Genomic DNA, 21129 nt, shown 5'->3' with positions numbered 1-21129 from the left:
GGGTGCCCCGCGGCCGGGCTCAGAGCTCGGCGGAGGCGCCGGGGGCGAGCCGCTGGTGGTCGGTGCCGCCGAGCGCGCCGATCTGGCGGTCGTAGATGGGGCGCGCGAGGTCCGTGAGCAGGGCGTCGTGGATGTCGTACGCGCGGCGCGGCCCCACCTCGCGCACGTAGTCGATGACCTCGGAGATCTTGTTCCACGGGGCCATGACGGGGAGCAGCAGCGTGTCCACGGGGTGGTCGGGCACGGTGAGCGCGTCGCCGGGGTGGAAGACGGCACCGCCGTCGACGAGGTAGCCGACGTTGGTGACGCGCGGCATGTCGGGGTGGATCACCGCGTGCAGTTCGCCGTGCACCTGGACCTCGAACCCGGCGGCCGTGAACGTGTCGCCGTGCCCGACGGTGTGCACACGGCCCGGGAAGGCCGCCGAGAGCTGGTCGGCGACGCTGCGCAGCGTCCAGATCTCGGTGGCCGGGCCTGCCTCCATGGCGGCCCGCAGTTGACCCTCGTCGAAGTGGTCGGGGTGCTCGTGCGTCACGAGCAGGGCGTCGGCCCCGAGGACCGCGTCCTGCTCGGTGAACACGCCGGGGTCGAGGACGAGCGTCCGCCCGTCCTTCTCCAGCCGCACGCACGCGTGGGACTTCTTCGTCAGCTTCACGTGGCCAGGCTACGCCGGGGGCGTCGTCTCCTCCTCGACGACCCGGGCGATCACGCGCAGCGCGGTCTCGGCGGCGGGGAAGCCGCAGTACACGCCCGCGTGGAGCACGATCTCGCGGAGTTCCTCGGCGGACAGGCCGTTGCGGAGGGCCGCGCGGGTGTGGTCGGCGAGGGCCTCCCGGTGGCCTCCGGCGATGAGGGCCGTGAGGGTGACGACGCTCCGGGTCCGGCGGTCGAGACCGTCCCGGCTCCAGACCTCGCCCCAGGCGTACCGGGTGAGGAGGTCCTGGAAGGCGCCGTCGGCGTCGGCGGAGAGGGCCTGGTCCACATGGGCGTCGCCGAGGACCTCGCGCCGCAGCCCGAGCCCCTTCTCGTACGGGTCGGGGCGGCGGGCCTCGGCGGGCTCGGCGTCCGGGACCGGCTCGGCCACGGGCACCGGCGACGCGGGGAGCGGCGGCACGGTCAGGGTGCCGCTGGTGTCCGGGGCCGTACCGGCGAAATGCTCGACGAGCAGATCGGTGACGGCGGCGGGCTGTTCGACCGGGGCCAGGTGTGAGGCGCCGGGGACGACGGCGAGCCGGGCGTCGGCGATCCCCGCGACCAGGGTGCGGGCCTCGGCGGGGCCGGTGACCTGGTCCTCCGAGCCGACGAGGACGAGGGCCGGGATGGCGATGCGGTCGAGGGCCTCCCGCACGTCGAAGACGGCGAGGGCCTCGCAGGCGGCGATGTAGCAGGCGGGGTCGGTCGTCCGGACCATCTGCACGGCCCAGTCCACGATCGCGGGCTGCGCGCCGGCGAAAACCGAGGTGAACCACTGCTCGGGCGCGGTGCGGGCCATCGGCTCCAGGCCGTTGGCGCGGACGATGACACCGCGCTGGCGGAACTCGTCGGCGCTGCCGAACCGGGGCGAGGTGGCGACCAGTGCCAGGGAGGCGACCCGGTGGGGCGCGCGGAGGGCCAGATCGAGGCCGACGGCGCCGCCGAGGGAGCAGCCCGCGTACCCGAAGCGCTGGACGCCGATCGAGTCGAGGGTGGCGAGGAGCCGGTCGCCGAGCTCGGCGACGGAGCTGAAGGGTTCGGCGGGCGCACCGCCGTGCCCGGGAAGGTCGAAACGGACGACGCGCCAGTCCCGGGTGAGCTCCGGTATCTGCCGGTCCCACATGTGCCATGTGGTGCCCAGAGAGGGGCCCAGGACGAGGACGGGTGCCTGTTCTTGCCCGTCGACACGGTATTGCAGGGTGTTTGGTGATGTCTCGCTCACCCGCTAGACCCTCTCATCTCTCACGTCGGCCCCTGCAACGGGGGGGCACGGCTCACAGGTCCGGCCAGGTGGGACGACCTCCCGGACGACCTCCGGGCGGCATGACGGCCGGGGCGCCGGCCGGGGTCACGCCGGGTGATGCCGTGCGGGACGGGGTGCGGCGGTCTGGCGGTCGGGGTGCCGTGCCGGGCCCCGGGTCCGGTCCGCGATCGACCGAGCGCCGATATCGGTTGATAATGGGATCTATGCGCCAGAAAACCGCAAGGAAGCCGCATGACCCGTCCACCCTGACGGTCAAGGGCCGGGACATGCGCGTGCGCACCATCGGTCTGCTGGTCCTCGCCGCCCTGGCCATCTGGTTCATCGCGGCCAACACCGGTTCGATCACCGTGAGGCTCTGGATCCCGACGGTCACGCTTCCGCTCTGGATCGTCCTCACCGTCACCCTCCTGGTGGGCATCGTCCTGGGCCTGCTCATCGCCCGGCGTCGCGCACAGCGCTGAGGGGCATCAAGAGGCACCGGCGCTCACTCCGGCGGCTGCCGGCCCGGCACGTCGTCGCCCGGCCAGAGGTGGTGGGAGAGGGGCGGCTCCTGGGCCAGTACGGCCCCGATGGTGAACGCGAAGGTGAGCGCCGCGCACACGACGATCAGCCAGGACAGCATCGTCAGGACGAGGCCGAAGGATCCGTACTCCGCCAGCGCCTTGTCGAGCGCGGAGGGCATGTACAGCCGGGCCGTCAGGGCCAGGGCGCTCGTCGCCGCGGCCGCCAGGACCGCGCCGGGGAGCAGCGGCGGCCACGGGACGCGCTTGGCGAGCAGCAGGTGCTGGGTCCACATCCAGATGCCGACGCTCACCAGGAAGAAGACCGGCACACCGAGCCACAGCCCCACCCCGAAGCCGTCCCGCAGCGGACCCTGCACGAGGACGACCAGGAACAGTGCGAGCAACCACACCACCCACCGCCAGGCCGCGAGCCGCGTCTTGGCCCTGGGCAGGGCCCAGGCTCGTTCGCAGACCCGCGCCATGGCCCGGCTGAAGCTGGTGGCGGAGACCAGGGCGATGACCAGGCCGATCGCACCGGTCGTCTCCCGCAGCTCCTCGTCGGCGGAGTCGCCCAGGACCTTCTGCAGCTCGACGTCGGAGCGCCCGCTGAGGCCGAACATGGCACGCACCGAATCCCGCAGCTGGTCGCGTACGGAAGCCGGGGCGAACGCCGAGACGGCGAACAGCAGCGGCACGGCGGCCAGGAAGGCCTGGGCGGCGAGCCGCGTCCCCGCGTCGAGCAGGGTCCCGCCCAGCAGCCGGCTCGCGATCTCGGACAGGACGGGCAGCCGCTCCTCCGCGCTCGCGCGCAGGTGCCGCCACCGGGCCGCCGCCCGCGCCGTCCGGCCTCCTCCGGGCATCCGCCCTACGCCCGGAGAGGCGCTTCCCCGTCGGCGTCCGCGGGTTCCGCCCCGAGGAACCGGACCACCGCGAAGGCGAACAGCAGGGCCAGCGCGAGACCGACGACCACCCAGCCGGTGGGGTGGTTCCACAGGACGTACACGACGACGGCCAGGATCACCAGGATCCAGGTGATCCAGGTGCGGTAGCGACGGACGAAGGGTCCGACCGGGCCCGTCCGCAGGCCGGCCCGGTCCGCCGCGCCCCGGGTCGCGTCGATGCCGGAGTTCCACATGCGGCGGACGACGACCGCGGGGCGGCTGGGGCCGGTGAGCCACGCGCCGAGGGCGACCACCAGGCCGAGGGTCACCACCATGCGGACCGTGGTGCGCAGGAAGTGGATCAGCGCGTCGTAGACGGACCCGGCGGCGGCCTGGGAGACGGTGTCGGGCAGGGCGTTGAGGTAGACCGTACGGAACACGGTCAGCGCGATGCCGAGGACCAGGGCCGCGGCGGCGACGCCGATCGCCGAGGCGATGACGGTGCGACGCCGATGGGTGGAGAGCAGGACACCCGCGACCACCAGCAGCACCGCGAGCACGGGCAGCCACAGCCCCATCACCTGAAGCAGCCGGAACCCCGTCTTGACCTTGCCGATGTCGTCGGACTTGACGACCGTGAAGTCGGTGTGGATCTCCGGGATCTTGCCGGCGACGGTGAGTCCCGAGTCGACCAGTCGCTCCTTGACGCGGTCGATCACGGGTGCGAGGTCGACCGTCACGGTGTCGTTGTTGATCTGTACGGCTCCGTCGCCGCTGCCCGTCAGGGCGCGGACGACAGAGGTGTGGATGGCCCGGTTGGCATCGGTCCAGACCGTCTCGAAGGCGTCCGAGGCGACGACGTCCTGTGCCTTGTCGTGGACGAAGCTGGCGACCGCGCTCTCCAGCGAGCCGCCGAGCTTCCCCAGCGCCTTGGCGAGCAGCGGGCGCTGGTCGGGGGCGACCCCCTCCAGGAGGTCCTCCAGGTCGATGTGCTCCATCACCGCCCCGGTGACCCGGTTGGCGACCGCCGCCTGCACGTCCGCGTCGGAGGCGAGCGGGGCGACCGTGGACACGTACCGGTCGGTGTCGCCGACGATGTCGGAGGTCCACGCGGCGACGATGCCCAGCGGGACGAGGAGGCATCCGATCACGATGAGCACGGCGGCCAGGAACGAGCGGCCGCGATGCCGGGGGGCGGGCCGTGCGGCCGCCTCCCCCTCCAGCGCGGCGACCCGCGCGCGCAGCGCGGCCAGTTCGTTCTGATTCTCGTCGTCCGGCACGGGTGCCTCCTCGCGGTGTGCGCTCAGCCAATCCCGGTCGCGCGGTTCCGGCCAGACAGGGCGGAGCAAACGGGTGAGCGGGTGAGAACGCGATCACGAGCGGGCCGCGCCTCACCGTCACTCGGGACGACGGGGCGCGGCCCGCCGATGATCAGGCGGTGACCAGGCCCCGGTCAGGTCCTGGTCGGCCGGTGCTCAGGCGGTGGTGCCGGCACGGCTCTTGGCACGGAGGCAGTCGCCGTATCCCTGGTCGCCGTAACCCTCGTCCCCGTAGCCCTCGTCCCCGTAGCCCCCGTCGTGGCACGGGTCGTCGGCTCGGCTGTTGTCCAGCCGCGCCACGACGAGCTTCTGGTCGGCGTCGATGACGTAGGGGCCCGTGACCGGGTCGGCGGGCAGGACGTAGCCGTCGGGGACGGCGGTCTCCCGCAGGTAGTAGGAGCCGTTCTCCAGCGCTCCGAAGGCGCAGAGGCCCGCCCTGTCGGTGGTGCACGGTGTCCCGACGCGGGTGTCGGGGTCGGCGCCGCCCGTCTGCAGACCGTTCCGCCCGTTGGTCTCCTCCCACAGCTCGAAGGTCGCGCCCCTCAGCGGCAGGCCGCTGTCCGCGTCGGCCTTGAGCAGCTTGACGGAGCCGGTGCCGGGCGTAACCGGTGTGCGGCGGTTGGTCGCGGTGACGTTCACGCCCGCCTCCGCGTTCTCCTCCGTCAGCACCAGCGGACCGAACACCGTCGACGCCGGGAGGTCGTACCCGTCGGGAGCATCCGTCTCCTGCCAGTAGTACGTCCCCGTCTCCACCGTCCGCTCGCACAGGCCGTCCGCACCCGTCGTGCACGGCGTGCCCACCGAGGTGTCCGGGTCCGCTCCGGTCGTCTGCAGACCGGGAACGCCGTTCGTCTCCTCCCACAGCCGGAAGGTCGCGCCGGCGAGCGTCGCGCCGGACTCCGCGTCCGTCTTGCGCACGCGCACCTCGCCGGTCGTCGGAGACGTACGCGTGTTGGAGGCCCCGACCTGGACCCCCGCCTCCGCGTTCTCCTCCGTCAGCACCAGCGGACCGAACACCGTCGACGCCGGGAGGTCGTACCCGTCGGGAGCGTCCGTCTCCTGCCAGTAGTACGTCCCCGTCTCCACCGTCCGCTCGCACAGGCCGTCCGCACCCGTCGTGCACGGCGTGCCGACCGAGGTGTCCGGGTCCGCTCCGGTCGTCTGCAGACCGGGAACGCCGTTCGTCTCCTCCCACAGCCGGAAGGTCGCACCCGGGAGTGGCGCGTCCGACTCCGCGTCCGTCTTCAGCACCCGCACCTCGCCGGTGACGGCGTTGGTCCCGTCGCAGTTCGGCAGGTCGCCGTTGAACGGGTAGGCGTGGAACTCCTGACCGCCGCCCCCCGATGCCGCGCTGGTGTGGGTGAGGGAACCCGTGGTGAAGAAGCGGCCGTTGATACCGGGCAGGGTGACCGTCGCGGTCGAGGCCTGGTTGCCGATGAGGAAGCTGCCCTGGAACTGTCCGGTGCCGGAGAGGTCCACCGTGGTGGCGTCGGGGAAGTTCCACAGCAGGCGCTCGCGGTAGGCGTTGAGCGGGTCGGTGTCGTCGTCGATGCCACCGCTGTAGGTGCTGAGCCTGCGGTTGTCACCCGTGACGTTGACGAGGACCGTCGCGGTGTCGGGGATGTTCGCGAAGACGATGCCCTGCTGCGCCCCGGTCGCGGTCGTGAGGTCGAAGTCGACGTTGAAAACCTGGAGTTGCGAGGTGCCGTCACCGGTGAAGAGGGTCTGGCCGCCCTGGTTCACCGCCGTGCCGGTGGGCGTCCTCGGCTGGCCGTCGACCCGGGCGTAGCAACGGCTGGCGGCGGTGAGCCGGTCCCGCAGTCCGGCGTACGGCACGACGGCGTTCGCATCCTCGACCAGGGTGCCCGTGACCGTTCCCGAGACCGGGCCCGCGTGGCGGACGATGCCCTGCTCCGCCACGATGCCGCCCTTCGTGTCGAGGGTCTGGCCCGCGGCGACGGTGACGCCGCCGCCGGTGGTGAGGAAGTCCGACCCGTCGGGCGGAGGCACCCGGGAGCCGACCCCGACGATGCCGAGGTTGTAGGTGCCGCCGGCCGCCGCGTCCTTGTTCTGGTCGAAGTCGTCCAGGACCACGACCCGCCCCTCGGCCTCGGCCGCCCGGCCTCGTACGAGGAAGTCGTTCCCGACGAAGATGTTGATCGCCTTGTCGCGTCCGGCGATGTCGAGGTTGTTGATCTCCGGGAACTCGTCCGGGCAGTCCCCGGGAACACAGGGGCCGAGGCCTCCGGGAAGCGGGGCCGCGAGCGCGACGGACGCGCTCGGGCCGAGCATGAGCGCGGGGACCGCGACGAGGGACACGGCGTACGCGAGCCCGACGGAGCCGGTACGTCTCCGGGGGCGGCGCGCCGGGCGCCGCTGGGTATCGGTTTCCATGCCGTGAGTGTCGGTTCCCCCAGGTCGGAGCACCACGCGCGGGGCTCGGGGTTGATCCGGTCGGGGACGGCACTCACTGTTTGGCATGAACGGCGCCTGCCAGATGGAGCACGACGGTGACCTACCGCGACCGTGGCAGGTGGCGCGACTCCGCGCGGGCCGGCGGGTGGACTCCGCTCCTCCGTCTCACCGGCCGGCGTACGGCAGCAGGGCCATCTCCCGGGCGTTCTTCACGGCGACGGCGAGCCGGCGCTGCTGCTGGGCGGTGACCCGGGTGACCCGGCGGGCGCGGATCTTGCCGCGGTCCGAGACGAACTTTCGCAGCAGTTCGGTGTCCTTGTAGTCGATGGACGTGATCCCGGCGGCGTCGAGCGGGTTGGGACGGGACTTCAGCGGCGTGCGGGGTTCCTGGCGGCGGGCCATGGGTGGTGTCCTTCCGGGGCGGGGTCGAGGGCGGGTCAGGCGGATCCGGGGGGGTGTCAGGCGGCGTCGAGGAGGGAGTCGAAGGCGGCGGGGAGGCGCTTCCAGCCGTCCGGCCCCGACGCGTACTCCTCGTCCGTGAGCAGGCAGGACTCGAGGAGCCGTGCCAGTCCGTCGCGGTCGAGCGCCGGCGAGGTGAAGACGAGGTGCTGGCAGCGGTCGCCGTGCTCCGGCTGCCAGTCCAGAGCGGCGGCGGCCCGGCGCATCGGCGGGACCAGCTCCCAGGCGGCGTCCGGCAGGGAGGCGAGCCAGGGGCCGGCGCTCTCGACGCACAGCGCACCACCCGCGGCGTCCCAGGCCAGCAGGGTGTCGGGCCGGTCGGCGAGCCAGAACCGGCCGCGGCTGCGGGCGGCGGCGCAGCACAGGTCCTCGAGTGCCGCGTACAGGCGCTCGGGGTGGAAGGGCCGTCGGCGGTGCCAGACGAGGGTCGCGACACCGGCGTCGTCGGAGTCCTGGGGCAGCAGCGCGCACGCGGGGTGCTGCGCCGCCGCGGCGGCCTCGACGTCGAAACCGGCGAAGGCGGCCTCGGCCAGCTCGCCCGAGGCGGCCGCGACCCGGCGGGCGGTGGGGTGCAACTGGGCGAGCAGGGCCCGGTCCTCGTCGTCGGCCCGCTCGTGATCGACGAGGGCGAGGACGGGCGCGTACTCCAGCTGGCGGGCGAAGGTGTCGCCGACGGTGCGCCGGTCGGTGGGCGCGGCCGCCAGACCGGCGTCGGCCAGGTCGTCGCCGTTGCCGAGGTACGGCAGGACGAGGGCCGGGTCCACCGCCGTGATCACGCCGGTGAGGACGAGACCGTCCCCGGCGTGGGCGGCGACGACCTCGGCCATCGCCCTCGGCTCGACCGAGTCCCAGAGTTCGACCACGGCGAGCCGGGTCAGGCCGGCGGCGGCCAGCCGCTCCAGCTCCGGGACGAGGTCCTCGCGCAGCGCGCAGCACGCGCAGTCGTTCACGAGGGGCGTGCCGTCCTCGGAGAGGAGACCGCCCGCGTCCCGGACCTGGCGGCGCACCGTGCCGTCCGGCGCGCCCGCCAGGTCGTGGTGGAGGGCGACGCTGTCGGGGACGGCCCGCAGGAGGCGTGCGACGACCTCCTTGCGGGCGTCCGAGTGGATCCCGGCGACGATCACGACGGGCAGCCGGGAATCCCGTGCCATCAGCGGGCCCCGTAGCGGCGCTCGAAGCGCTCGACGCGTCCTGCGGTGTCCATCACGCGGGCGGTGCCCGTGTAGAAGGGGTGGCTCACCGAGGAGATCTCGACGTCGACGACCGGGTACGTCCGCCCGTCCTCCCACTCGACCGTCTTCTCGGCGGTGAGGGTGGAGCGCGTGAGGAACGCGGAGCCGGAGGCGGTGTCGCGGAAGACGACGGGGCCGTAGGCGGGGTGGATGCCGGGCTTCATGACAGGACCTTTCTTCTGTGCGGCGCGTCCGCTCTTCTGCGCGGTGCGTCCGCGGGGGTTCGTCCGTGCGGCGCCGCTGTGCCGGGCCAGGGTGCTGCTCGCCGCTGCCGGGGCGCTCAGCGCTCTTCGCGGAAGTCGACGTGGCGGCGGGCCGTCGGGTCGTACTTGCGCAGCACCAGCCGGTCGGGGTCGTTCCGCCGGTTCTTGCGGGTGACGTACGTGAAGCCGGTGCCCGCGGTGGAGCGGAGCTTGATGACTGGGCGGAGTTCGTTGCGTGCCATGGGGCTAGTATACGACAACGGTTTTCATTTTCAATAACTGTGTCGACAACCGCCACAGAGAGAGGCAGGACCCATGTCCGCCCACTGCCTGCTGACCGGCGCCCGGCCGGGTTTCGGCCACGCGATCTCCCACTCCCACCGGCGCACCCCGCGCCGCTTCGACCCGAACATCCAGCGCAAGCGCTACCCGCTGCCCGGCGAGGGCCGGACCGTCCGCCTGACCCTGAGCGCCCGGGCGATCAAGGCCGAGCTGAAGGAGATCGTCCGCTCCCCCTCGTCGACCGACGGGCAGCGGCGGGCCGCGCGGGAGGAACTGGACCGGCAGCCGCGCGACGCCAGCGCCACCCGGGTCCGCAACCGCGACGGCGTCGACGGCCGACCCCGCGGCTACCTGCGCAGGTTCGGGCTCTCCCGCGTCCGCATCCGGCAGCAGGCGCACGCCGGCTTCCTCCCCGGCGTGACCACGTCCTCCTGGTAGGCGGCGCCCGCGCGATCTCCCCGGGACGACCGTCGGCGCACGGCCGAGCGGCGCGTGCGTCGTGCCGGGCCGGAGCCGCGTTCCCCTCCGGCGCAGGGCTCCGGCCCGGCACGACGCACGCGCCGGGGGCCGACACGAGAGGCCCGGGCGACCCCGCGCGGAACCCGGCGAAAAAAACTTCGGCGGAAGCTGAATCCTCTTGGGGGGTCGCCGTCTCTTATGTGTGTACCGGCCGAACGCGCCGGAGAAGCAACTGGAGGAACACCATGGTCACGGCCCTCGTAGTCATCGGAGTCCTGCTCGTGGGCGCGTGCAGCTGGCACCTCATGCGCCGTTACAAGAGCCGAAGCTGACGAGTGCCTGCGCGCGGGGCGCCCGCCGGGTATGAGTAGCACATGAACCAACGTTTCTCCTGGCCGGACGAGCGGCTGATCAAGGCCGCTCAGGACGGCGACGTCACGTCGCTCACCACCGTCGTCATGGAATCGCAGCCTCATGTGCGGAAGTTCGCCAATTCGCTGTGCGCCTCGCCCCAGGACGCCGAGGACGCCGCGCAGGAGGCGCTGATCATCCTGTACCGGAAGATCGGCACCCTGCGGGCAACCGGTGCGCTCGCCTCATGGATGTTCCGGATCGTGCGCAACGAATGCCTCCGGCAGGTGCGGTTCCTCGTCCATCGCAACGACGAGCCGTCGGCCGAGCCGGAGGCGTCCGCGGAACGGTCCGCCGAGGAAGCGGTGCTGCACAGGCTGGAGGTGGAGCGGATCGCGGCCGCGGTCGGCGCCCTGCCCCGCGACCAGCGGCAGGTCCTGATCATGCGGGACGTCCAGGGGCTGCCCGGCAGGACCGTCGCTCATTCCCTCGGCCTGAGCAACGCCGCGATGAAGTCCCGGCTGCACCGAGCGCGCGCGGCGGTCCGTCAGTCACTGGAAGCGATCGACCAAGCGCCCGATCAGGCCACCGACCAGGCGGCCTGATCGAGTCATCGACCACCCGTCGGAGGAGAGTCACGACCGTGAACATCGTGAAGCCCGCACAGGGCGACCAGATCCGGGTCACCACGAAGGCCCCGGCGAACGACATGAACTTCGCCAGCAAGTCCGTCCCGCGCCACCTGGCGCGCGGCGTCATCGGCTTCGGGCTGATCATCGGCTCGATCGCCATGGTGCCCGTCGCCGGTCCGGCCACGCTGCTCGCGGCCCCGCTGGCCCTGATCGCCTTCCGGGGCTGCCCCACGTGCTGGATGGTCGGCCTGGCGCAGACGATCTCGCGCGGTCGGCTTGAGCGGCAGTGCGTGGACGGCGTCTGCACCCTCACCAAGGCGGACCCGGCGGCGAAGGCCGCGGGCGAGCCGGCGGCCGACAGGAACATCCCGGCCGCTTCCCGGTGACCGGTCCACGACCCGACCGCGGATCGCGTGAGCCACACGCGCCCCGCACCGCCGGCTTCCCCGTGGCCGTCCAGGCCTCCGGGTCTCCGGACCTCCGGCCCGGCTGATTCTCACCCTTGTCGATCGACCGCGGTGAGGTCGCCGGGCCGGAAGGCATGGGCTGCCGGAAGGCCCGCCGTCCCCCGACGGTTCACGCCTTCCGCGGCGAGAAGGCGTGTGTCGCACACGTACGGATCGTTTCCGTGCGGTTAACCGCACGGTGACGCGAGAGAGGTCCTCGACGCCGGTTCCCCCGATTAACCGGCTATTGATTCTTGGACCAACTCGCGCGCCCTGGCCATTGGTTTACGGAGCGCCGTCTCGATGCTAGGGTCCAAATTGAGATTGAGTCAGGCTGGGCCGCCGAGTCGGCCATGCCGTTGATCGTGCTTCACGGGGGGAGCAAGAACATCATGATCCGCCATGCCCAAATTCAGGCGGCAGCAACGCCATCAGACAGCGCGGTACGAGGCCCTTCAGGCGGTGCGGCGGAAAACCGGGAAGCGTTGGTCCAGGATGGACCGTCGCACAAGTTACCCGAGGGTATCGACGACCGGACGGTCGCTGTCGTCGGACTTTCCTGCCGCTTTCCCGGTGGTGCGAACCCCACCGAATTCTGGAACCTTCTCAGGAACGGCCGCGACGCCATAGGCGAGCCGCCCGCAGATCGCGCACACCTTGCCTCCACGGCCGACGGCTCACCGCGCCCCGGTGGTTTTCTGCCCAGGGTCGACACCTTCGATGCCGAGTTCTTCGGCATTTCCCCGCGTGAAGCCGCCGCGATGGACCCGCAGCAGCGACTCGTCCTCGAACTCGCCTGGGAGGCGCTCGAGGACTCCGGCATCGTTCCGGCCACTCTCGCCGACACCGCCACGGGCGTCTTCATGGGCGCGATCGCCGACGACTACGCGGCCGTCACCCACGCCGCCGGCCCCGACGCCACCTCCGCGCACACCGTGACCGGGCTGCACCGGGGCATCATCGCCAACCGGGTCTCGTACGCGCTCGGGCTCCGAGGCCCCAGCATGGTGGTCGACACAGCACAGTCGTCCGCGCTGGTCGCAGTGCATCTGGCCTGCGAGAGCCTGCGCCGCGGCGAGTCCGTCATGGCCCTCGCCGGCGGCGTCAACCTCAACCTCGCGCCGGAGAGCACCCACGCCCTGGCCGCCTTCGGCAGTCTCTCGCCCGACGGTCGATGTTACGCACTCGACGCCCGGGCGAACGGCTACGTCCGGGGCGAGGGCGGTGGCATGGTGGCGCTCAAGCTCCTCGGCCGCGCCCTGGCCGACGGGGACCGCATCCACTGTGTGCTGCACGGCGGGGCCGTCGGGAGCGACGGCGCGAGCGACACCCTTCCCACCCCGAACGGAAAAGCCCAGGAACGCGTCATACGCGATGCCTGGGAAAATGCGCGAATACCGCTGGAACAAGCACAGTACGTAGAAATACACGGATCGGGCACCCGGGTCGGCGACCCCATCGAGGCATCTGCTCTGGGCGCCGTTTTCGCCTCCTCCCGATCTCCGGAGAATCCCCTCAGGCTCGGATCCGTCAAGACGAATATCGGCCACCTCGAAGGCGCGTCAGGCATCGCGGGGCTCGTCAAGACGATTCTCTGCCTGGCCGAGCGTGAACTCGTACCGACCCTGAACTACGAGACGCCGAATCCACAGATTCCTTTCGCCGATCTTCGGCTCACCGCCGCCACCGAAACCGGACCATGGCCGAATCCTGACGGCCCGCTCGTCGCCGGTGTGACATCCGTCGGAATGGGCGGGACCAACTGTCATCTGGTGCTCGGCTCAAGGCCGGAGGAAACCGCCCCGGTCACCGGGAACTCCCCGCATCAGCCGTGGTGGCAGGACGATTCGGAAGGTTCCGAATCTCTCGCCTGGGTGATGTCCGGACGCGGCGAGAAGGCACTGCGCGCACAGGCCGACCGTCTACGCGCTCACCTCTCCCGGCACCCGGAATTCGGTGCCGCCGAGATCGCCCGGGCCCTCGCGCACGACCGGACCGCCTTCAGCCACCGGGCCGTCCTCGTCGGCGCCGACCGGAACGAGCTGCTGGCCGCGCTGGACGCGGTCGCCGACGCCGGCGTCGACCGCGGCGCGGTACGGGGCAGCAGTCACCAGGCCGTCCGCGAGGCCGTGTTCGTCTTCCCCGGCCAGGGTGCGCAGTGGGCCGGCATGGCCGCCGGACTCCTGGACAGCGCCCCCGTCTTCGCCCGGGTCGTCGAGGACTGCGAGCGGGCGCTGCGCCCGTACCGCGACTGGTCGCTGACCGATGTGCTGCGCGGCCGCCCCGGTGCGCCCGCCCTCGACCGTGACGACGTCGTGCAGCCCGCCCTGTGGGCCGTGATGGTCGGTCTGGCCGCCCTGTGGCGCGCGGCGGGAGTCGAGCCGGCCGCGGTCGTCGGCCACTCGCAGGGCGAGATCGCCGCCGCCACCGTCAGCGGCGCCCTGTCCCTGGACGACGCGGCCCGGCTGGTCGCCGTACGCAGCGCCGCGCTCGGCGCGCTCGCCGGACGCGGCGGCGGCATGCTCACCGTGTCGCTGCCAGCCGACCGGGTGCGCGAGGACCTCGCGGCGTACCCGGGGTTGAGCGTGGCCGCCGTCAACTCCCCCGGCATGACCGTGGTCGCCGGTGACGGGGCCGCCCTGGACTCCCTGGCCGCCGGGTACGGCGAGGACGTCCGTACCCGGCGGGTGCCGGTCGCGTACGCCTCGCACAGCCCGCACGTCGACGCCGTACGCGACACCCTGCCCGCGGAGCTGGCCGGGATCGCGCCGCGCACCGGGAGCGTGCCGCTGCACTCGACCGTGACCGCCACGGTGCTCGACGGGTCCGAGCTGGACGTCGACTACTGGTACCGCAACCTGCGGGAGCCCGTGCGGTTCGAGCCGGCCGTACGCGCGCTGCTCGACGCGGGGCACGAGCTGTTCATCGAGATGAGCCCGCACCCCGTGCTCACCCTCGCCGTCCAGCAGACCGCAGAGGCCGCCGACCTGCCGGTCTCCGCGCTGGGCACCCTGCGCCGGGACGAGGGCGGCCCGCAGCGGCTGCTGCTCGCCTTCGGCGAGGCGTTCTGCCACGGCGCGGACGTGGACTGGTCCGCCGTCCTGCCCGCCGGCGACACGCGCGCCGAGCTGCCGACGTACGCCTTCCAGCGGCGGCGCCACTGGATCGCCGGGCCGTCCGGCACCGGCCGCTCGCTGCCGACGGCCGGCACCGTCACGACTCCGACGGCTCTCGTGCCGGTCCCGGAGGACGGCGAGGACGCGCAGGACGCCGAGCCGACCCGCTCGCTGACCGGACCGGCCGCCCTGGAGCTGGTGCGGGCGCACACCGCCGCCGTGCTCCGTTACGACTCCGCCGCGGAGATCGAGCCTCGGCGGACGTTCAAGGAGCTGGGCATCGACTCGGTGATGGTCGTCGAGCTGCGCAACCGGCTCGTCGCCGCCACCGGGCGCAAGCTCCCCACGACCGTGGTGTACGACCACCCGAGCCCCGCGGCCCTGGCCGCGGTGCTGGCCGAGGGACAGCACGACGCGACGGTCCCGGAGGACCGCGCCGGCCAGGACGACGATCCGATCGTGATCGTCGGCATGGGGTGCCGCTTCCCTGGCGGGGTGGACTCCCCCGAGGCGCTCTGGCAGGTCGTCGCCGAACAGCGCGACGTGATCTCGGCCTTCCCCGCGGACCGCGGCTGGGACCTCGACGGTCTCTACCACCCCGACCCCGCCCATGTGGGCACCACCTACGTGCGCAACGGCGGCTTCCTGGAGAGCGCCGCCGAGTTCGACGCCGAGCTGTTCGGGATCTCGCCGCGCGAGGCGCTGGCGATGGACCCGCAGCAGCGCGCCTTCCTCGAGACGTCCTGGGAGGCCCTGGAGCGGGCCGGTATCGCCCCGGACTCGCTGCGGGGCACCCAGGCGGGCGTGTTCGCCGGTGTCATGGCCCAGGAGTACGGTCCGCGGCTGGGCGAGGCGGCGGCGGGTTCCGCCGGGTTCGGCCTGACGGGCACCACGTCGAGCGTGGCCTCGGGCCGGGTGGCCTACACCCTGGGCCTGCAAGGCCCCGCCCTCACCGTCGACACCGCCTGCTCCTCGTCCCTGGTCGCACTGCACCTCGCCGTGCAGGCCCTGCGGTCCGGCGAGTGCTCGCTCGCCCTCGCGGGCGGCGTCACGGTCATGTCGACACCCGGCATCTTCGTCGAGTTCTCCCGCCAGCGCGGGCTCGCCGCGGACGGCCGCTGCAAATCCTTCTCCGCGGACGCGGACGGCACGGCGTGGGCCGAGGGCGTCGGCGTCCTCGTGGTGGAGCGCCTGTCCGACGCCCGCCGGCTCGGACACCAGGTCCTCGCCGTCGTCGCCGGAACGGCCGTCAACCAGGACGGCGCCTCCAACGGACTCACCGCCCCCAGCGGACCCGCCCAGGAGCGGGTCATCCGCGCCGCGGTGGCCGACGCCGGGGTCTCCTTCGCCGGCGTCGACGCGGTCGAGGCGCACGGCACCGGCACCGTCCTCGGCGACCCCATCGAGGCACAAGCCCTCCTCGCCACCTACGGCAGCGAACGCGACGGCGACCGGCCCCTCATGCTGGGTTCACTCAAGTCGAACCTCGGACACGCCCAGGCCGCCGCCGGCGTCGGCGGCGTCATCAAGATGGTCATGGCCCTCCAGCACGGCGAGCTGCCCGCCTCCCTCAACGTGAGCAGGCCCAGCGAACTCGTCGACTGGGAGACCGGCGGCGTCGAGGTCCTCACCGAGCCCCGCCCCTGGCCCGCTGCCGAAGACCGCGCCCGGCGCGCCGGAGTCTCCTCCTTCGGCATCAGCGGCACCAACGCCCACGTCATCCTCGCCGAGGCCCCCACACCCGAACCGGTCGTGTCCGGAGCCGACTCCGGGAACGACGGCTCCGGGCCCCTGTGGGTGCTGTCCGGCCGTACCGAGGCGGCGCTGCGCGCCCAGGCGACCGCGCTCGTCGACGCCCTGGGCACCTCCGACGAGGTGTCCGACCGTGACCTCGGCCGTGCCCTCGCCACCACCCGTACGGCGCTCGACCACCGCGCGGCCGTCATCGCCGACGACCGCTCCGAGGCCGTCGCGGCGCTGACCGCGCTCGGCCGCGGCGAGCCGCACTCCGCGCTGACGCTCGGCACGGCACGCCCCGACGACGGCCTCGCCTATCTCTTCACCGGGCAGGGCAGCCAACGCGTCGGTATGGGGCGTGAGTTGTACGCGACCGAGCCGGTGTTCGCGGCCGCCCTCGACGCGGTGTGCGCCGAACTCGACGCATGTCGCGCCTCGGTGCCCGGCACCGCGCCGATCCGCGACGTGATGTTCGACGACGCCGAGGCGCTCAACCGGACCGAGAACACCCAGTGCGCCCTCTTCGCCCTCCAGGTGGCGCTGTTCCGGCTGCTCGAGCACCGGGGCCTGGCCCCGGACGCCGTACTGGGCCACTCCATCGGCGAGTTCGCCGCCGCGCACGTCGCCGGGATCCTCACTCTGCCGGACGCCTGTGCGCTGGTCTCCGCGCGCGGCCGGCTCATGCAGGCCCTGCCCGCCGGGGGCGCGATGCTGGCCGTCCAGGCCTCGCAGGACGAGGTCCGTCCGCTCCTCGAAGGCCGCGAGCACGAGGTGAGCATCGCCGCCGTCAACGGCCCGCTGGCCGTCGTGGTCTCCGGCGACGTCGAGGCCGTGGAGCAGGTCGCCGAGGCGTTCGCCGCCTCCGGCCGCAAGACGCGCCGGCTCGTCGTCAGTCACGCCTTCCACTCGCACCGCATGGACGGGATGCTCGACGCGTTCGCGGCCGTGACCGCGGGCGTCACGTACGCGGAGCCGCGTATCGCCATGGTGTCCACCGTCACCGGCGGACCCGTGGAGGTCACCGCCGACTACTGGGTGCGGCAGGTGCGCCGCGAGGTGCGGATGTCCGACGGTCTCGCGGCGCTCCACGGCCTCGGGATGCGGACCTTCCTCGAACTCGGCCCGGACGGTGTGCTGTCGGCGCTGGGTCAGGACTGCCTCGACGACGCCGCGCAGGCCTTCGTTCCCGTGCTGCGCCGCGGCCGCTCCGAGCACCGCACCCTGGCCGCCGCGCTCGGCACCCTGCACGTCCGCGGCCGGGGCCCGGACTGGGCCGCCGTGTTCGGCCCGGGCCGGACGCCCGGTCTGCCGACGTACGCCTTCCAGCGGGAGCGGTACTGGCTGACCGCGCGCGGCACCGAGGGGGCGGCCGGTCACCCGCTGCTCGGCCCCGCCGTCGAACTCGCCGAGTCCGGGCAGGCCGTGCTGACCGCCAGGCTCGGCCGCCGTACCCACCCCTGGCTGGCCGACCACGCCGTCCTCGGCTCGGTCCTGCTGCCCGGCACCGCGTTCCTCGAACTCGCCGCCCGCGCGGGCTCGGAGACCGGTACGCCGCGGGTCGCCGAACTGACCCTGCTCGCACCGCTGGTGATCCCCGAGGAGGGCCGCACCGAGGTGCAGGTCGTCGTCGCGGCACCCGGCGAGGACGGACAGCGGGCGCTGACCGTGCACGCCCGGACCGAGACGCCGGACGGCGCCGTCGAGCCGTGGACCCTGCATGCCACCGGAGCCCTCGCCCCGCACGACGGAGCTCCCGCGACCACGGCGGGGCCGCTCTCCGGCGAGGCCGAGCCGCTGGCGGTCGACGGCCGCTACGACGAGCTGGCCACCGCGGGCTACGCCTACGGGCCCGTCTTCCAGGGCCTGCGCGCCGCGTGGCGGCACGGCACGGACCTGGTCGCCGAGGTCGCCCTGCCCGCGTCCGTCACCGACGCCTCCTCGTACGGGCTGCATCCGGCGCTGCTCGACGCGGCCCTGCACCCGATCGTCATGACGGCGCTGGACGACGGCAACCGCCGTCTGCTGCCCTTCTCCTGGCACGGCGTGACCGTCCGTCAGCACGGCGCCCGTACCGCCCGCGTGGTCATCACCCCCACCGGGCCGGACGCGGTGTCGCTGACCCTGCTCGACGAGTCCCGCGCGGTGGTCGCCGAGGTCGAGGAACTGGTCCTGCGCCCGGTGAGCGACGAGGTGGCCGTCCCGCGGTCCCTCCACCGGCTGGACTGGATCCCCGCCACGGTGGACCACGAGCCGTCGCCTTCGGCCGCCGCGCTCGGCGCCGCAGATCTGGGCGTCGGCGCGCGGTACACGGACCTCACGGCCCTGGGCCAGGCCCTCGACGCGGGCCTTCCCGTTCCCGCGGTGGTCTTCGCACCGCTCGCGGACCTCGGGGAACCCGGTGACACGGCCGGGCACGGGGAGCGTGCCGGGGGGCCGGAGGCAGACGCCAAGGCCGCCGTCCACCGGGCGCTCGCCCTGCTCCAGGAGTGGCTGGCCGACGACCGGCTCGCCGACTCCCGGCTGGTGCTCGTCACCCGGGCCGGCGTGGCCACGGTGGCGGACGCGGACGTGGACCCCGACCTGGCCGCCGTATGGGGTCTGGCCCGCTCGGCGCAGACCGAGAACCCCGGGCGGGTCGGACTCCTCGACGTGGAGTCGGCCGCCGACTGCCGTACCGCACTGCCGCTGATCGGCGCCGAGCACCAACTCGCCGTACGAGGCGATGAACTGCTCGTTCCGATGCTGGGGCGGGCGACGGGTGACGGCTCCCTGGTGCCGCCGGCCGGGGTCGCCGCCTGGCGGCTCGGGGTCCGCGACCGCGGCACCCTGGACCACCTGGCGCTCGAACCCTGCCCGGAGCTCCTGGCCCCGCTGTCCGACGGCGAGGTGCGCATCGCCGTGCGGGCCGCGGGCGTCAACTTCCGCGACGTCCTCAACACGCTCGGCCTCTACCCCGGCGACCCCGGCCTGCTCGGCCTCGAAGGGGCGGGTGTGGTCACCGAGGTCGGCCCCGGTGTCACCGGTCTCGACGTCGGCGACCGGGTCATGGGCCTGTTCTCCGGGGCGTTCGGCCCGGTGGTCGTCGCCGATCACCGGCGGGTGGCCGTCATGCCCTCCGACTGGAGCTTCGCCCAGGCGGCGTCCGCGCCCATCGTGTTCCTCACCGCCTACCACGCCCTGGTCGACCTCGCCCGTCTGACCGCGGGTGAGCGCGTCCTGATCCACGCCGCCGCCGGCGGGGTCGGGATGGCGGCCGTCCAGCTGGCCCGGTACCTCGGGGCGGAGGTGTACGGCACGGCCGGTCCCGGCAAGTGGGACGCCCTTCGTCCGCTCGGCCTCGAGGGCGCGCACCTGGCGTCGTCCCGCACCCTGGACTTCGAGGGCGCGTTCGGCGCGGCCACCGAAGGCCGCGGCATGGACGTCGTCCTGAACTCGCTCGCCGGTGAGTTCATCGACGCCTCCCTGAGGCTGCTGCCGCACGGCGGTCGTTTCGTGGAGATGGGCAAGACCGATCTGCGCGACCCGGAACAGGTCGCCGCCGACCACCCCGGCGTCGCGTACGGCTTCTTCGACCTGCTGCAGGAGCCGACGGAACGGATCGCCGAACTCCTCACGGACGTCCTGCGGCTGCTGTCCTCGGGAGCGCTCACACCGCTGCCGCTCAGCACCTGGGACGTACGCCGGGCACCGGAGGCGTTCCGTCACGTCAGCCAGGCCCGGCACATCGGCAAGGTGGTCCTCACCCTGCCGCCGGCCCTCGACCCGGACGGCACGGTCCTGGTGACCGGCGCCACCGGCGCCCTGGGCGGACTCGTCTCACGGCATCTGGTCACCGAGCACGGCGCCCGGCGTCTGCTCCTCGTCAGCCGCCGGGGCCCCGACGCACCGGACGCCCGGGAACTCGCGGCCGAACTCACCGCGCTGGGTGCCCAGGTGACGCTGGCCGCCTGTGACACCGCCGACCGCGACGCGCTCGCGCGGCTGCTCGGCGGCGTACGGCTCACCGCCGTCGTCCACGCCGCGGGAGTGCTCGACGACGGTGTGATCACCGCGCTCACCCCGGAGCGCCTCGACACGGTGCTCGCCCCCAAGGCCACCGCGGCCCGCAACCTGCACGAGCTGACCGCGGACCACGACCTGGCGGCCTTCGTCCTCTTCTCCTCCGTCATGGGCGTCATGGGCGGCGCGGGCCAGGGCAACTACGCCGCGGCCAACACCTACCTCGACGGCCTGGCCCAGCACCGCAGGGCACAGCGCCTCCCCGCGCTCTCCCTGGCGTGGGGCATGTGGGCGGACACCGCGGGACGTCCGGGCGCCGCCGGAATGGCGGGGTCCCTGTCCGAGGCCGACCGGGGCAGGCTCGCCCGCACCGGTCTCGCGCCCATCGACCGGAGCGAGGGCCTCGCCCTGCTCGACGCGGCCCTGCGCATGGACTCCGCCGCGCTCGTCCCCGCTCCGCTCGACCGTGCCGCCCTCGGCGCGCTCGGTACACGACTGCCGACCGTGCTGCGGGACCTGGCACCGGCCGCACCGCGGCCGGCCCAGGCGGCGGCCACCAGCGCGGCCCCGGCGACCGCGACACTGCGCGACCGGCTCGCCGACCTGGGCCCGGCCGAGCGCGAGGAACTGCTCCTCGATCTCGTCCGGGTGCAGACCGCCGCCGTACTCGGCCGTTCCTCCGCGTCCGGCATCCCCGCCGAGCGGTCCTTCAAGGACCTGGGCTGCGACTCGCTGACGCTCGTGGAACTCCGCAACAGGCTGCAGACCAGCGCCGATCTGCGCCTGCCCGCCACGTTCCTCTTCAACTACCCCACGCCCATCGCGGTCGTGGCCCACCTGCACGGCGAACTGGTCCCGGCGGAGCCGGAGTCCGCCGTCTCCGACGGCGCGAGGGCCGTACCCGGGCTCGTCGAGCTCGACGGCCTCGAAGCGGCGCTCGCCGGTCTTCCGGACGACACCCGGGACGACATCAGGGACGAGATCGTGCAGCGTCTCCAGGCCCTGGTGGCCCGCGTCCCCGCTCAGCGGACCCCGAGTGACGACGAGGATCTGGCCGCGCGGGTCGAGTCGGCCTCGGTCGACGAGCTCCTCGCGTTCATCGACTCCGAACTCTGACCCGATCCCCACTCCGACCACA

Annotated in this window: 14 protein-coding genes; 5 read left to right on the top strand and 9 right to left on the bottom strand. The window is 73.2% G+C overall.

Features of this window, described 5'->3' with window-relative positions:
* Positions 1 to 19 precede the first annotated feature (19 nt).
* Together OG392_RS30035 and pcaDC are read right to left on the bottom strand one after the other, a co-directional pair.
* Entirely contained in the window at positions 20 to 655 is a 636-nt protein-coding gene (locus OG392_RS30035) for an MBL fold metallo-hydrolase (RefSeq protein WP_329284592.1), read from the bottom strand.
* 9 nt (positions 656 to 664) lie between these two features.
* Positions 665 to 1915, bottom strand: a complete 1251-nt coding sequence (gene pcaDC, locus OG392_RS30030) for a bifunctional 3-oxoadipate enol-lactonase/4-carboxymuconolactone decarboxylase PcaDC (RefSeq protein WP_329284589.1) — start codon at positions 1913 to 1915, stop codon at positions 665 to 667.
* 245 nt (positions 1916 to 2160) lie between these two features.
* Here pcaDC and OG392_RS30025 point away from each other — a divergent pair, with 245 nt between their 5' ends.
* Positions 2161 to 2418, top strand: a complete 258-nt coding sequence (locus tag OG392_RS30025; RefSeq protein ID WP_329284587.1) for a DUF1049 domain-containing protein — start codon at positions 2161 to 2163, stop codon at positions 2416 to 2418.
* A gap of 23 nt (positions 2419 to 2441) precedes the next feature.
* On the opposite strand, the gene OG392_RS30020 is transcribed toward OG392_RS30025, so the two are convergent.
* The 7 genes from OG392_RS30020 to rpmG all read right to left on the bottom strand — a co-directional run bounded on the left by OG392_RS30020 (position 2442) and on the right by rpmG (position 9211).
* The gene (locus OG392_RS30020) at positions 2442 to 3320 is read right to left on the bottom strand and encodes a YhjD/YihY/BrkB family envelope integrity protein (RefSeq protein WP_329284586.1); all 879 of its coding nucleotides are present in this window, start codon (positions 3318 to 3320) and stop codon (positions 2442 to 2444) included.
* Between the two features lie 5 nt (positions 3321 to 3325).
* On the bottom strand, positions 3326 to 4621 hold the full coding sequence (locus OG392_RS30015; protein ID WP_329284585.1) for a hypothetical protein: 1296 nt from the start codon (positions 4619 to 4621) through the stop codon (positions 3326 to 3328).
* A 195-nt stretch (positions 4622 to 4816) separates the two neighbouring features.
* Positions 4817 to 7054 carry a choice-of-anchor A family protein gene (locus tag OG392_RS30010; RefSeq protein WP_329284583.1) on the bottom strand — a complete coding sequence of 746 codons (2238 nt, stop codon included), beginning with the start codon at positions 7052 to 7054 and terminating at the stop codon, positions 4817 to 4819.
* A gap of 186 nt (positions 7055 to 7240) precedes the next feature.
* On the bottom strand, positions 7241 to 7477 hold the full coding sequence (gene rpsR / locus OG392_RS30005; RefSeq protein WP_329284581.1) for a 30S ribosomal protein S18: 237 nt from the start codon (positions 7475 to 7477) through the stop codon (positions 7241 to 7243).
* Between the two features lie 56 nt (positions 7478 to 7533).
* A complete protein-coding gene (locus OG392_RS30000; protein WP_329284579.1) occupies positions 7534 to 8685 on the bottom strand; it encodes a CobW family GTP-binding protein in 1152 nt (383 codons plus the stop codon).
* Positions 8685 to 8930: a type B 50S ribosomal protein L31 gene (locus OG392_RS29995; protein WP_329284578.1), complete on the bottom strand. Its 246-nt coding sequence runs from the start codon at positions 8928 to 8930 to the stop codon at positions 8685 to 8687. Before OG392_RS29995 ends, OG392_RS30000 begins: the two co-directional genes overlap by 1 nt.
* Before the next feature lie 116 nt (positions 8931 to 9046).
* Entirely contained in the window at positions 9047 to 9211 is a 165-nt protein-coding gene (rpmG, locus tag OG392_RS29990) for a 50S ribosomal protein L33 (RefSeq protein ID WP_030320026.1), read from the bottom strand.
* 73 nt (positions 9212 to 9284) lie between these two features.
* Between rpmG and rpsN the strand changes: the two genes are divergently transcribed.
* The 4 genes from rpsN to OG392_RS29970 all read left to right on the top strand — a co-directional run bounded on the left by rpsN (position 9285) and on the right by OG392_RS29970 (position 21107).
* The gene (rpsN, locus tag OG392_RS29985; protein WP_329284575.1) at positions 9285 to 9689 is read left to right on the top strand and encodes a 30S ribosomal protein S14; all 405 of its coding nucleotides are present in this window, start codon (positions 9285 to 9287) and stop codon (positions 9687 to 9689) included.
* A 395-nt stretch (positions 9690 to 10084) separates the two neighbouring features.
* A complete protein-coding gene (locus OG392_RS29980; protein ID WP_329284573.1) occupies positions 10085 to 10666 on the top strand; it encodes an RNA polymerase sigma factor in 582 nt (193 codons plus the stop codon).
* 38 nt (positions 10667 to 10704) lie between these two features.
* Complete coding sequence (locus OG392_RS29975; protein WP_383857141.1) at positions 10705 to 11079, top strand: hypothetical protein; 375 nt, start codon at positions 10705 to 10707, stop codon at positions 11077 to 11079.
* Between the two features lie 545 nt (positions 11080 to 11624).
* Positions 11625 to 21107 (top strand): SDR family NAD(P)-dependent oxidoreductase, encoded by a 9483-nt coding sequence (locus OG392_RS29970; RefSeq protein ID WP_443054932.1) that lies wholly within the window; start codon positions 11625 to 11627, stop codon positions 21105 to 21107.
* Positions 21108 to 21129 lie beyond the last annotated feature (22 nt).

The sequence above is a fragment of the Streptomyces sp. NBC_00691 genome (genome assembly GCF_036226665.1).
Lineage (GTDB): Bacteria > Actinomycetota > Actinomycetes > Streptomycetales > Streptomycetaceae > Streptomyces.
Note: the sequence above shows the minus strand (reverse complement) of the source record. Positions and strands in the feature narration are given on the sequence as shown.

Bases quoted from the DNA above. Each gene is read 5' to 3' on its own strand.
- OG392_RS30010 (WP_329284583.1), bottom strand. From the start codon at position 7,054: ATGGAAACCGATACCCAGCGGCGCCCGGCGCGCCGCCCCCGGAGACGT.
- OG392_RS30020 (WP_329284586.1), bottom strand. From the start codon at position 3,320: ATGCCCGGAGGAGGCCGGACGGCGCGGGCGGCGGCCCGGTGGCGGCAC.
- OG392_RS29995 (WP_329284578.1), bottom strand. From the start codon at position 8,930: ATGAAGCCCGGCATCCACCCCGCCTACGGCCCCGTCGTCTTCCGCGAC.
- rpsN (WP_329284575.1), top strand. From the start codon at position 9,285: ATGTCCGCCCACTGCCTGCTGACCGGCGCCCGGCCGGGTTTCGGCCAC.
- rpsR (WP_329284581.1), bottom strand. From the start codon at position 7,477: ATGGCCCGCCGCCAGGAACCCCGCACGCCGCTGAAGTCCCGTCCCAAC.
- OG392_RS29980 (WP_329284573.1), top strand. From the start codon at position 10,085: ATGAACCAACGTTTCTCCTGGCCGGACGAGCGGCTGATCAAGGCCGCT.
- OG392_RS30000 (WP_329284579.1), bottom strand. From the start codon at position 8,685: ATGGCACGGGATTCCCGGCTGCCCGTCGTGATCGTCGCCGGGATCCAC.
- rpmG (WP_030320026.1), bottom strand. From the start codon at position 9,211: ATGGCACGCAACGAACTCCGCCCAGTCATCAAGCTCCGCTCCACCGCG.
- OG392_RS30025 (WP_329284587.1), top strand. From the start codon at position 2,161: ATGCGCCAGAAAACCGCAAGGAAGCCGCATGACCCGTCCACCCTGACG.